Here is an 11,376-nt window from a genome sequence, read left to right as displayed (position 1 = left end):
CGCTCCTGTTCTTCGGAAGGTGTCATGCGGAGGGCCTCGGAGGGTCGAGGCGCAAGGGAGGCGCAGTCAACGCGGAGTCTCGCGCACTGGGGAGTGCGAGACGACGCGGACACCAACTACTCAGAGTGTGCAGCGGTATGCAGCCGTGACGCGCTCGCGAGGCCTCGGCGTTGTGGGGACGCCGAGGCCTTCGTTGTGTGTGGACACCATTCGCCTACCGCGCCGCCCCGACCAGGTCCTTGCTCAACGGGCATCCGCGAATCGCCGCAGCTGGTGCGCGGACAGTGTGACCTCTCGCGCTCCCATCGCCTCGTCGATCTGCTCCACCCTGCTCGCCCCGACGAGCGGGGAGATCCCCTGACTCATCAGCCAGGCGAGCACGACCTGGTTCGGCGTCGCTCCGGTCTCGCGCGCGACCTCGTCGAGGACCAGGAGCACCCGCTCGGTTCCCGGATGGGCGTAGCCGTCGGAGAACGGGCGATCCGCTCGGGTGTATCCGCCCATCAGCAAGGGCGTGTAGCACCACAGCGGGAGCCCCTCTGCGCGCGCGAAGTCGAGGTCATCCGGCTGGAGGAGCTTGTGGCCCGCTTCGGGGACCGTCGCGCCCGGACGGGGCTGCACGAGGGAGTGCCGGAGCTGCAGCGCCGACCACTCGGCCATTCCCTGCCGGCGAGCGAGTTCCCGCGCCTGCTGCACCCGCCAGGACGCGTGGTTGGCCGCGCCGATACGGGTGGCGCGGCCCTCGGCCACTGCCTCTCCGAAGCCGGCGACGGTCTCGGCGAGATCGACGGACCGGTCCTCCGCGTGCGCCCACAACAGGTCGACATGATCGACGCCGAGACGCTCGAGGCTGCCGTCGAGTCCCGCCCTGATGGCGTCCGCCGAGAGTCCCTCCGCGCTCTCCGGCCAGGAGTGAGCGACCAGCGGGTCCTGCCGGACCTTGGTGGCGAGGCCGATGGCAGAACGCACACCGGGGTTCGCCCGCATCCAGGCGCCGAGCACCCGCTCGCTGGCACCGCCCAGACCGCTCGGGTCACTCCAGAACGAGTAGCAGTTGGCGGTGTCGAGCCAGTGCCCTCCGGCTTCGACGAAGCGGTCGAGAAGCCGGAATGCAGTGGATTCGTCCACGCGAGTGCCGTGGTCCATGGTCCCGAGAATGATCTGGGGGGCGTTCATCTGTGCTTTCATGCTTCGATGCTGGATGCTGGAGCGCGCTCCAGGTCAAGCCCGCGCTCATCCGGGGTTCGCGTTGGTCGACTGCTCCCGGTAGTGCGCGATCTTGTCGTCCAGCACGCCGAGCGCGAGGTCGATGCGCCTCTTCCGCTCCTGCAGCTCCCGCCGATGCTCCTGGAGGAACGCGACGCGATCCCTGGCGCTCCCCTCACTGCGGAGGAGGGAGGTGAACTCCCGCAACTCGGAGATCCCCAGTCCGGCGTCCCGCAGGCACGTCACCAGTCCGATCCAGAACAGATCGTCGTCGTCGTACGCCCGATGCCCGCCGGCCGTGCGTGCGATCGGCCCGATCAATCCCTCTCTCTCGTAGTAGCGGAGCGTGTCGAGCGTGACGCCTGCGCGTTCGGCGGTCGCCTGCGGAGTGAGTGTGCCTGACATGAGGAGCCCGTTCTGTTGCAGGATCAGTTCCCGCTTCCGATTCTGCGGCCTGGTGCGCACTCCAGGGCAACTCAGCTCTGAGGCGGACCGCCCATCGACCGATTCCGATGGACGCGCGCACGACCAGAAGGAGATCGCGCGAAATGAAGGTGCCGACACGGCATCCGCTCCTGCATAGCGCGAGATCTCCTTCATACCGAGCGAGCGACCACCCGGCAGGCACCCCGAACTCGAGACCGCCCTCAGCACCTCACCCGGCGAGCAGTACCTCGTGCCCGGCGTCCCGCAGCGCGGCCACCGCATCGGGATCCGCTCCGGCATCCGTCAGCACGGTCGGGAACAGGTCGACGCCGCCGACCGCGGCGAAAGCCACGACACCGAGCTTGCTGCTGTCGGTGACCACCACGGCGCGGCGGGCGCGCTCGGCCATCATGCGGTTCACGGCCGCCTCGCGCTCGTCGTGCGTGGTCGCGCCGGACTCGGCATCCATACCGTTGACACCGATGAAGGCGATGTCGAGGCGCACGCCGCGCAGCAGCTGCTCGACGAAGGGGCCGACGAGCTCGTAGCTGCGGGAGTGGATGACGCCGCCGGTGACGACGACCTTGATGTCGGGGCGGGTCGCCAGCTGGGCGGCGATGTTCACGGCGTTCGTGACCACCGTGATCCCGGCGCCGGAGGCGAGGTCGTCGCGAGCGGCGAGGGCCGCGGCGATCGCGGTGGTCGTGGTGCCTCCGGAGAGTCCGACGACCATGCCCGGGGCAACCAGGTCGGCTGCGGCCTGGGCGATGCCCGCCTTCTCGTGCGTGCGCAGATGGCTCTTGTAGCGGATGGGCAGCTCGTAGGCGACCGCCTGCGCGACCGCGCCCCCGTGCGTGCGGGTGAGCAGCCGCTGCTCCGCGAGCGAGTCGAGGTCACGACGCGTCGTCGCGGCCGAGGCGCCGAACTGCTCGACCAGATCCTCGACCGTCACCTCGCCGGCGTCGGCCAGCAGATCGAGGATCGCGTTCAGGCGTGCGGCGCGCTTCATCGCCGCCCCCTGGCGGGTGCCGTGTGCGCGAGGGGTGTCATCCCGCCACCGTATCGCCCTCGGCGCCGGCGAACAGCCGCAACAGCCGTGCGGCCTCCAGCGCCAGAGCCTCACGCGCCGGGGCGAGGTACTTGCGGGAGTCGACCAGTCGCTCGTCCTCGGCGAGCACTGCACGGACGGCGCGCGTGAAGTGTCCGTTCAGATGCGTCGACACGTTGATCTTGGCCATGCCGGCGCGCACGGCCTGGCCGATCACATCGTCGGCCACACCAGACGAGCCGTGCAGCACGAGTGGCACCGGCAGCGCCGCGCGGAGTCGGGCGATCAGGTCGAGGTCGAGGGAGGCGGTGCGGTCGATCATGGCGTGCGAAGAGCCGACGGCCACGGCGAGCGCGTCGACACCGGTCGCGGCGACGAAAGCCCGCGCCTCGTCCGGATCCGTGCGCACTCCTGGCGCGTGCGCACCGTCCTTGCCGCCGACCTCGCCGAGTTCACCCTCGATGTAGACGCCCGCAGCGTGGGCACGCGCCGCCACCGCGGCGGTGAGCGCGACGTTGTCGTCATAGGGCAACGCGCCACCGTCGAACATCACAGATCCGAACCCGAGGGCGATCGCCTCATCGACCAGCTCCGGCCGCTCGGCGTGGTCGAGGTGCACTGCGACCGGCATCTGCGCGCGGCGGGCCACGGCGAGCGTCGCGAGCGCGATCGGCTCCAGGCCGCCGTGGTAGTCGGCGCAGTTCTGGGAGATCTGCAGGATCACCGGCAGCTGCGCGAGCTCGGCAGCCCGCACGAGTCCCTCGGCGGTCTCGAGGTGGATCACGTTGAAGGCCCCGATCCCCCGGCCGGCCGCGGATGCGGCGGCGACGAGTTCACGGGCGGAGACGAGGGTCACGAGAGGTCCTTCCGGACGGCGTCGGGGTCGGGATGCGAGACGCGCAGCTGCGCGGCGAGCGCCGGCCACTGCGGAGAGATGTCGCCGGCGAGGGGCATCAGCACGGCCGCCGCCGACCAGGCGGCCGCACGGCGCAGGATCAGTTCGGGGTCGCGCTCACCCTCGGCGTACAGCACCGCACAGGCGGCCACCGCGGCATCGCCGGCACCGGTCGGGTTGCCGGCGAGAGGCTCGTCGAGGCGGGCGCGCACGAGGTCGGATGCCGTGACCGCCAGCATCCCGGAGGCACCGAGCGAGAGCAGCACGAGCTCTGCGCCTCGGGCGAGCAACGCGTGTGCACCGTCGATGGGGTCGGTGATCCCGGTGGCCTCCGCGAGCTCGGCGCGATTCGGCTTCAGGACGGATGCCCCGGCGTCCGCCGCCTGCAGCAGGGCGGGCCCGGAGGTGTCGACGATCACCGGCACTCCGGCATCCTTCGCCACCGCGATCAGCAGCGGCAGGAAGCCGTCCGGAGCGCCGGGTGGGAGGCTGCCAGAGATCACGAGCACGCGCGCGCTCGGGAGGGCGTCGACCACGGCGGCGAGCAGGTCGGCCCACTCCTGGTCGCTCGGGTTGAGGCCGCGCTCGTTGATGATCGTGGTGTCGCCGAGGGCTTCGTCGACGATCGCGATGCTGCGACGGGTGTCCTGCGCGACCGGCACCAGCGCGTGTGGCACCCCGCTGCGCACGAGCTCCTCCGCGAACTCCGCGCCGCTGCGCCCGCCGGCGGTCGTGATCGCCCGCACCGCCGCCCCCTCGGCATGCGCGACCCGTGCCACGTTGAGCCCCTTACCCCCGGCCCGCACGGCACCGGCGTCGGCGCGATGCGTCTCGCCGATCGTGAGACGCGAGACGTGCCAGGTGAGATCGAGGGCCGGGTTCGGGGTGACGGTGAGGATCATGCGACCTCCCGCGCCCGCAGCGCCGCCCCGAGCAGACCCGCGTTGCCGGAGAGCTCCGCCGGGACGAGCACCGGCAGGCGGTGGAAGCTCAGTCGCGCGGCGAGGCGCTCGCGGAGTTCGTCGAACAACGCGCCACCGGCGCGCGACAGACCTCCGCCGATCACCACGGCCTCGGGGGCGATCACGGCCGTCAGCTGCGCGAGCGAGAGCGCCAGCGCGTCGAGCGCCGAGTTCCAGATGTCCGCCGCCGGCTGGTCACCGGCCGCCGCACGGGCGATCACGTCTTTCGCGCCGTTCGGGGCGACCCCGGTGGCCTCGTGGTAGCGGCGCGCGATGGCGCCGGCCGAGGCGACGGCCTCCAGACAGCCCCGCGCACCGCACGGGCAGATCGGTCCTTCGGCGACGGGCGAGTGCCCGATCTCGCCCGCATATCCACCCGCGGTATACGGCACGCCGCCCACGAGCAGCGCTCCTGCGATGCCGGTGCCGATCACAAGCACCACCGCATTCTCATAGTCGCGTGCCCCTCCGAGCAGGCGCTCGGCCCAGCTCGCCGCGCGCACGTCGTGATCGAAAGCCACCGGCAGACCCAGTCGCGCGCTCGCGAGTTCGCGCAGCGGCGAATCGTGCCAGCCGAGGTTGCTGGCGAACACCCCGAGACCGGCCTCCGCGTCGACGATGCCGGGCACGACGAGACCGACGGCCTGAGGCACGACGTCGGGATGCGCCGCACGCAGTTCCGCCGCGAGCACGCCGAGACGTTCGATGATCACCTCGGTGCGATCCCCGTCGACGACCGGCGTCGGAGTGCGGCGGAGGCCGAGCGCGGTGCCGTCGGCATCGAACAGCGCCGACTTGATGTCGGTACCTCCCACATCGAACGCCAGCACCGGCACGCCGGCACCCAACCCGCGAACCGCCGCAAGCACCTCGCCCGAGGCGTCGCGCACGGCGTCGGGCACGGAGGCGGCGGGGTCAGACCTGGTCATCATCGGCTCCGGTCGTGCGTCGGCGTCATGCGTCCAGGATGACGGATCGCGTGAGGTTGCGGGGCTGATCCGGGTCCAGTCCGCGCGCGAGAGCGCGGTCGAGGGCGACCCGGTGCACGCGCACGAGTTCGGCCAGCGGGTCGATGGGGTGCTCGACGAATCGCGCCCCCGTCGCCTCGACCTGCGCCCGGAGTCCCTCGGGAGCCGCGCCGAACTGCCAGGTCACACGACCGGGCGCCGCGATCGCGATGGGACCGTGACGGTACTCCATCGAGGAGTACGACTCGGTCCACGACTGCGAGGACTCGCGCATCTTCAGCGCCGCCTCATGGGCGAGACCGGTGGTCCACCCGCGGCCGAGGAACGTGTACTGGTCGGCGTCGCGCAGCTCGTCGTCCGCCGGAGCGGCGAGCACGGCCGAAGCATCGGCGATCGCGGCGGTGAGGTCCTCTCCGAGCGAGGCGCGGAACAGCGCGAGCGCGGTGGTGGCGAAGCGTGTCTGCACGACCGACTTCTCGTCGGCGAACGGCAGCAGCACGGCCTCGTCCACCAGTGAGACGAGGGGCGACTCCGGGTCGCCGATCACGCCGATGGTGGGGATGCGTCCCTTGACGCGCTCGACCAGTTCGAGAACCTCGGTGGTGGTGCCCGAGCGGGTGAGCGCGACGACGGCGTCGTATCCGCGGTCGACGAACGCTTCGGATGCCGCGAACGCATCGGTCTCGCCCAGGCCGGCGGTCTCACGCAGCGCTGCGTAGGACTGCGCCATGAACCAGGAGGTGCCGCATCCGACGACCGCGATGCGGGCTCCGGAAGCCGGGAGGAGGGCCTGAGCGTCGCGGAGATCCGCGGCCGCGGCCCAGGTCTCGGGCTGCGAGGTGAGCTCTTCATGCATGTGTGCGCCGGGCGACGATCCAGTCATCGGAGTGCCTTTCTCAAGAATCTTTGCGTGATTGTGATTGTTTAAGCCTTCAGTCGATCATAGTATGGCGCTCATGGAGATCCGCTAGAGGATTTTCTTGATTTGTTTATTCGCCTGACAAATAATCGAACAAGTTCCACCGCCTCGACGCCACGCCCCATCGACGTCGAGGACTCGAGTCGAACCGACTTGAACGATCACGACCGCCACCCGGCGGAACCGATCACCACGCACCGTCGCGTGAAGTGCTCTGCGACTGTGCACCGCGCCCCCTCCACCGAACGGCGGAGTCACTCCTCACCCGAGCGGCACCCGTCCGACGGAGCGGCAACCCACACACACAGTGAGGAATGCAACACACATGAAGAAGTCACTGCGATTCGGCGCTGTCGCTCTTGCGGCAACCGCCACACTCACGCTCGCTTCGTGCGGCTTCGGCGGTTCGACCGGCGACAGCGGCGACGCCGGAGGGTCGACCACACTCGACCTGCTGGTCCCCAGCTACTCCGACGGCACCAAGGCGAACTGGGAGACCGTCATCAAGGGGTTCGAGAAGGCCAACCCCGACATCAAGGTCAAGCTCGAGGTGCAGTCCTGGGACAACCTCGAGAAGGTCGTCTCCACCAAGATCCAGGCCGGCGAGGCGCCCGACATCTACAACGGCGGACCGTTCGCCGGATTCGTCGGCGACGAGCTCCTGTACCCGGTGAAGGACGTCGTCTCGGATGACGTCTACTCCGACTTCCAGGAGTCGTTCCTCAAGAACGCCGAGGTCGACGGCACGGCCTACGCGCTGCCGCTGATCGCGTCGGCTCGTGCACTGTTCGTCAACAACGCGCTGCTCGACCAGGCCGGCGTCGAAGCCCCGACCAACTGGGACGAGCTGCTGGATGCCGCCACCAAGGTGTCGGCGCTCGGCGGCGGAGTCGCCGGATACGGCATGCCGCTCGGCTCCGAAGAGGCCCAGGCCGAGGCTGCCGTGTGGCTGTGGGGCGGCGGCGGATCGTTCGGCGACGCATCCGAGATCACGATCGACACCCCCGAGAACCTCGTGGGCGCCGAGCAGATCAAGAAGATGATCGACGCCGGCGCGACGCAGGCCGACCCCGGATCGACGCAGCGGTCGCCGCTGATGGACATCTTCATCCAGGGCAAGATCGGCATGCAGGTGGGTCTGCCGCCGACGGTCGGACAGATCGCCGAGGGCAACCCCGACCTGGACTACTCCATCGTGCCGATCCCGACCAAGGACGGCTCGCCGTTCACGCTCGGCGTCATGGATCAGCTGATGGCGTTCCAGAACGATGACGACAAGAAGGAAGCCATCACCGCCTTCTTCGACTACTACTACTCGGCCGACGTGTACGTGCCGTGGGTGCAGGCCGAAGGCTTCCTCCCCGTCACCAAGTCCGGTGCCGAGCAGCTCTCCGGCGAGGAGGCCCTCAAGCCCTTCCTCGACGTGCTGCCCGACGCGCAGTTCTACCCGTCGACGAACGCCAAGTGGTCCGCCGCAGACGGTGCGTTCAAGTCCCTGTTCGGCCAGCTGCAGGATCAGCCTGCTGCTGACGTGCTGAAGCAGATCCAGGCGCAGGTCGACGCAGGCTGAGGCCTGCCGATCGGGAAGGTTCGGGTACACGAATGAGCCAGACGACACAGTCCTCGAACCTGGCGGGGGCGACCACTGGTCGCCCCCGCACCCCCGACACCCCGCGGGGGAGGTCGCGAGGGAAGGACCTCCTCCAGGCGCTGCCCTGGATCGCACCGGCGCTGGTGCTCATCATCGGCGTCGTGCTGTTCCCCGCCGGCGTCATGTTCTACAACTCCACGCGGGACATCTCCCTCTCGGGGCTCGACAAAGGTTCCGTGGGCTTCGACAACTTCGCCACGGTCTTCGCTTTCGCCGAGTTCTGGCCGATCTTCTTCCGCACCATCGTGTGGGTCGTCTCGGTCGTGCTGTTCACGGTCGTGATCTCACTCGGACTCGCACAGATCCTGAACAAGGCCTTCCCCGGGCGACAGATCGTGCGCATGGCCGTGATCGTGCCCTGGGCGGCATCCGTCGTGATGACGACCATGGTCTTCTACTACAGCCTCGAGCCGTACTTCGGGGTCTTCAACAAGTTCCTGTACGACATCGGACTCTCGTCCGACTCGGTCGGCTACGGCTGGACCAAGAACCCGACGACCGCGTTCATCTGGTCGATCGTGATCGCGATCTTCGTGTCGCTGCCCTTCACGACCTACACGATCCTGGCCGGACTCCAGGCGGTGCCCGCCGACGCGCTCGAGGCCGCGAAGATGGACGGCGCCGGAGCCACCCGCACCTACTGGTCGATCGTGCTGCCCCAGCTGCGCAGCGCGCTGGCCGTCGCGATCCTCATCAACATCATCAACGTCTTCAACTCGCTGCCGATCCTGAAGGTGATGACCGGGTCGATCCCCGGATACGGCGCCGACACGATCATGACGATGATCTTCAAGTACATCGAGCTGCAGAAGAAGGTCGATGTCGCGAGCGCCCTGTCGGTGATCGCCTTCCTGATCGTGATCGTGATCGTCGCGGCCTACGTGAAGATCGTCAAGCCCATGAAGGAGGTCTGATCGTGACCGTCACCGAGACAGAGCTCGTCACCACCGCAGGCCGCGGCGGCCGCAGCATCCCACCCCTGCCCGGACGCAAAAGGCGCTACACCGCCGATCAGGTTTCGCTGCCGCGGGTCATCCTGCGTACCGCCGCCGGATTCCTCGTACTCGCGATCTTCGTGCTGCCCTACGTGATCATGTTCTTCGGCTCCGTGAAGACGAAGGCGCAGATCCGCTCGGTCGACCCGACCTATCTCCCGACCGAGTGGCACTGGGAGAACTACTTCACGATGTGGTCGACCCCCGAGACGCCGCTGCCGTACAACCTGATCTCGACCATTATCATCGCGGTCTTCGCGACACTGCTCGTGCTCGCGGTCTCACTCCCCGCGGCGTACTACACGGCCCGCTTCAAGTTCCCCGGACGCATGGTCTTCCTGTTCCTGGTGATCGTGACGCAGATGCTGCAGCCGGCCGTGCTCACGTCCGGCCTGTTCCGCCAGTTCACGACTCTGGGCCTCGGAGACACCTGGGCGGCGATGATCTTCATCAACGCGGCGTTCAACCTGTCGTTCGCGGTGTGGATCATGCACTCCTTCTTCGCCGGCATCCCCAAGGAGATCGACGAAGCGGCGCAGATCGACGGCGCCGGTCGCTTCACGGTGCTGTTCAAGATCAACCTGCCGCTCGTGTGGCCCGGCATCGTGACCGCGATCGTGTTCACGTTCGTGGCCTGCTGGAACGAGTTCGCGGCGTCGCTCGTCATCCTCTCCACCGACAAGAACCAGCCGCTCTCGGTCGCCCTGACCAAGTTCGTGGGTCAGTATGAGACGAGCTGGCAGTACGTGTTCGGCGTATCGATCGTCGCGATCCTGCCCGTCGTCATCCTGTTCATGCTCATCGAGAAGCGCCTGGTCGGCGGCCTGACGGCGGGCAGCGTCAAGTAGGACGGGTTTCGGGAGGAGAACTCGTCTTCGGGAGGAGCGGATGCCGGCAACGGCTCCTCCCCCAGGGGAGTTCTCCTCCCGAACCGGTGACGGATGTCAGCGCGAAGGGCGCGACGCAGCGATCAGCTGCGCAGGACTCCAGCGCACACCGAGTACCGCGGTCAGCGCGGCCTGCGCTGCTCCGGCCCACTCCGTCGCGCGCGTGTCGGCGTAGCGCACCGGCACCGTGGCCGTGCCGCGGGCGTGATAGTCCGTCTCCTGCTGCAGCAGCGCGAGGAACCGGTCTCCGAGCAGGGTCGCGGGTCCGCCGATCACGACCTCTGTCGGATCGAGCAGCGCACTGATGAGCTTGATCGCCCTGGCGAGCGCTCGCGCCCCGGCCCCGAGGGCGGCATCGTCCGCCGTGGCGGCGAGCGCCGCGACGGCATCCGCCTCCATCGCATCGGTGAACTCCTCGCCGAGCAGCGCCGACAGGGACGCCGACGACTCGAGGCAGCCGTACCGACCGCACCGGCACTCGCGCGCCGCGTCGCCGAACTCGACCTGCACGTGACCGATCTCGCCCGCACGAACGCGCGGGCCGGGAGCGAGGTCGCCGTCGAGGGTGATCGCCGCGCCCACGCCACCGCCGAGGTGGATGAAGAGCCGGTATCCGGAGGGTGACTCCTCCATCCCGGCCTCTGCGATCGCTTCCGCATCGACGTCGTTGACCAGCAGCACCGGTGCTCCGAGGAGCGCCTCGAAGCGCTCGGCCAGAGGCACGTCCTGCCAGGCGAGCTGCACGCTCTCGAGCACCGAGCGGCCGTCGGTCGTGCCCGGCAGCTGCACGCCGGCGGCGATCACCCGAGACCCGTACTCCGCCGCGATCGCGACGATCGCCTCGTCCAGTGCGGCGTCGCGCGTGTCGGCGGTGTACGCGAGCCGACGCGTGTCGATCTCGGTGCCGTCGAGTGCGACGAGGGCGATGCGGGCGCTCGTTGGCTGGATCACGAGGACGAGGATCAGGTGGTGGCTGGCGTCGATGCTCAGGGTGGTCGCGCGCTTGCCCCCCGTGCTCGCGGCCTGCTCGCCGTCGACGATGAGGCTGCTCTCGATGAGCTCGGCGACCAGGGAGGATGCGGTGGCCGCGGTCAGTCCCGTCGCTCGCGCGATGCCGGCACGCGTCTGCGTGCCCGAACTGCGGAACACCAGCTGCAGCGCGCGGCGGAGGTTCGCACGCCGGACGGATGCCTGCGTGTCGAGAGCATCGTCGCTGTTCAGCATGGGTTTTCCGTTCGTCTGCGCGCCGGGGAGCACGATTGACAGATCACACGCCACTCCGTACGCTCGGCACAGTTAGTTTATTTACTAAACTTAGTGACGGAGGCTGACTCTGCCACAGTGTCCGCCGCCTGCGAAGGAGCATCGTGCACTACTCCCAGATCTTAGGACGCCCGGCCGCCACGGTCCTGGTCGCTA

Annotated in this window: 11 protein-coding genes; 3 read left to right on the top strand and 8 right to left on the bottom strand. The window is 68.8% G+C overall.

What is annotated here, in order from left to right; all coding sequences use genetic code 11:
- Window positions 1-243: 243 nt before the first annotated feature.
- The 7 genes from MRBLWO12_RS16435 to MRBLWO12_RS16405 form a co-directional block, all read right to left on the bottom strand.
- Entirely contained in the window at window positions 244-1,188 is a 945-nt protein-coding gene (locus MRBLWO12_RS16435; protein WP_363557385.1) for an aldo/keto reductase, read from the bottom strand.
- A gap of 45 nt (window positions 1,189-1,233) precedes the next feature.
- Complete coding sequence (locus MRBLWO12_RS16430) at window positions 1,234-1,611, bottom strand: MerR family transcriptional regulator (protein WP_363557382.1); 378 nt, start codon at window positions 1,609-1,611, stop codon at window positions 1,234-1,236.
- 250 nt (window positions 1,612-1,861) lie between these two features.
- Complete coding sequence (locus MRBLWO12_RS16425) at window positions 1,862-2,641, bottom strand: DeoR/GlpR family DNA-binding transcription regulator (protein ID WP_363557380.1); 780 nt, start codon at window positions 2,639-2,641, stop codon at window positions 1,862-1,864.
- A gap of 37 nt (window positions 2,642-2,678) precedes the next feature.
- Complete coding sequence (locus MRBLWO12_RS16420) at window positions 2,679-3,536, bottom strand: class II fructose-bisphosphate aldolase (protein WP_363557378.1); 858 nt, start codon at window positions 3,534-3,536, stop codon at window positions 2,679-2,681.
- Window positions 3,533-4,477 (bottom strand): 1-phosphofructokinase family hexose kinase, encoded by a 945-nt coding sequence (locus MRBLWO12_RS16415; protein WP_363557376.1) that lies wholly within the window; start codon window positions 4,475-4,477, stop codon window positions 3,533-3,535. Before MRBLWO12_RS16415 ends, MRBLWO12_RS16420 begins: the two co-directional genes overlap by 4 nt.
- Window positions 4,474-5,466, bottom strand: a complete 993-nt coding sequence (locus MRBLWO12_RS16410) for an ROK family protein (protein WP_363557374.1) — start codon at window positions 5,464-5,466, stop codon at window positions 4,474-4,476. Before MRBLWO12_RS16410 ends, MRBLWO12_RS16415 begins: the two co-directional genes overlap by 4 nt.
- Window positions 5,467-5,491: 25 nt before the next feature.
- The gene (locus tag MRBLWO12_RS16405) at window positions 5,492-6,388 is read right to left on the bottom strand and encodes an SIS domain-containing protein (RefSeq protein WP_363557372.1); all 897 of its coding nucleotides are present in this window, start codon (window positions 6,386-6,388) and stop codon (window positions 5,492-5,494) included.
- Window positions 6,389-6,749: 361 nt separating this feature from the next.
- Here MRBLWO12_RS16405 and MRBLWO12_RS16400 point away from each other — a divergent pair, with 361 nt between their 5' ends.
- From MRBLWO12_RS16400 to MRBLWO12_RS16390, 3 genes are read left to right on the top strand one after another with little or no spacing between them, the layout of a single operon-like run.
- Entirely contained in the window at window positions 6,750-7,994 is a 1,245-nt protein-coding gene (locus tag MRBLWO12_RS16400; protein WP_363557370.1) for an extracellular solute-binding protein, read from the top strand.
- A 32-nt stretch (window positions 7,995-8,026) separates the two neighbouring features.
- Window positions 8,027-8,989 (top strand): carbohydrate ABC transporter permease, encoded by a 963-nt coding sequence (locus tag MRBLWO12_RS16395; RefSeq protein WP_363557368.1) that lies wholly within the window; start codon window positions 8,027-8,029, stop codon window positions 8,987-8,989.
- A 2-nt stretch (window positions 8,990-8,991) separates the two neighbouring features.
- Entirely contained in the window at window positions 8,992-9,918 is a 927-nt protein-coding gene (locus tag MRBLWO12_RS16390; RefSeq protein WP_363557366.1) for a carbohydrate ABC transporter permease, read from the top strand.
- Between the two features lie 96 nt (window positions 9,919-10,014).
- Here the strand turns inward: MRBLWO12_RS16390 and MRBLWO12_RS16385 are convergent, their stop codons facing one another.
- Window positions 10,015-11,181: an ROK family protein gene (locus tag MRBLWO12_RS16385; RefSeq protein ID WP_363557364.1), complete on the bottom strand. Its 1,167-nt coding sequence runs from the start codon at window positions 11,179-11,181 to the stop codon at window positions 10,015-10,017.
- Between the last annotated feature and the right edge of the window lie 195 nt (window positions 11,182-11,376).

It is taken from the genome of Microbacterium sp. LWO12-1.2 (assembly GCF_040675875.1).
Taxonomy (GTDB): Bacteria; Actinomycetota; Actinomycetes; order Actinomycetales; family Microbacteriaceae; genus Microbacterium.
The sequence above is the reverse complement of the archived record's forward strand: the minus strand, read 5'-3'. Positions and strand labels throughout refer to the sequence as shown.

Excerpts from the sequence above, each read along its gene's own strand:
- MRBLWO12_RS16435 (WP_363557385.1), bottom strand. The coding sequence starts at position 1,188 with ATGAAAGCACAGATGAACGCCCCCCAGATCATTCTCGGGACCATGGAC.
- MRBLWO12_RS16430 (WP_363557382.1), bottom strand. The coding sequence starts at position 1,611 with ATGTCAGGCACACTCACTCCGCAGGCGACCGCCGAACGCGCAGGCGTC.
- MRBLWO12_RS16425 (WP_363557380.1), bottom strand. The coding sequence starts at position 2,641 with ATGAAGCGCGCCGCACGCCTGAACGCGATCCTCGATCTGCTGGCCGAC.
- MRBLWO12_RS16385 (WP_363557364.1), bottom strand. The coding sequence starts at position 11,181 with ATGCTGAACAGCGACGATGCTCTCGACACGCAGGCATCCGTCCGGCGT.
- MRBLWO12_RS16400 (WP_363557370.1), top strand. The coding sequence starts at position 6,750 with ATGAAGAAGTCACTGCGATTCGGCGCTGTCGCTCTTGCGGCAACCGCC.
- MRBLWO12_RS16415 (WP_363557376.1), bottom strand. The coding sequence starts at position 4,477 with ATGATCCTCACCGTCACCCCGAACCCGGCCCTCGATCTCACCTGGCAC.
- MRBLWO12_RS16395 (WP_363557368.1), top strand. The coding sequence starts at position 8,027 with ATGAGCCAGACGACACAGTCCTCGAACCTGGCGGGGGCGACCACTGGT.
- MRBLWO12_RS16405 (WP_363557372.1), bottom strand. The coding sequence starts at position 6,388 with ATGACTGGATCGTCGCCCGGCGCACACATGCATGAAGAGCTCACCTCG.
- MRBLWO12_RS16410 (WP_363557374.1), bottom strand. The coding sequence starts at position 5,466 with ATGACCAGGTCTGACCCCGCCGCCTCCGTGCCCGACGCCGTGCGCGAC.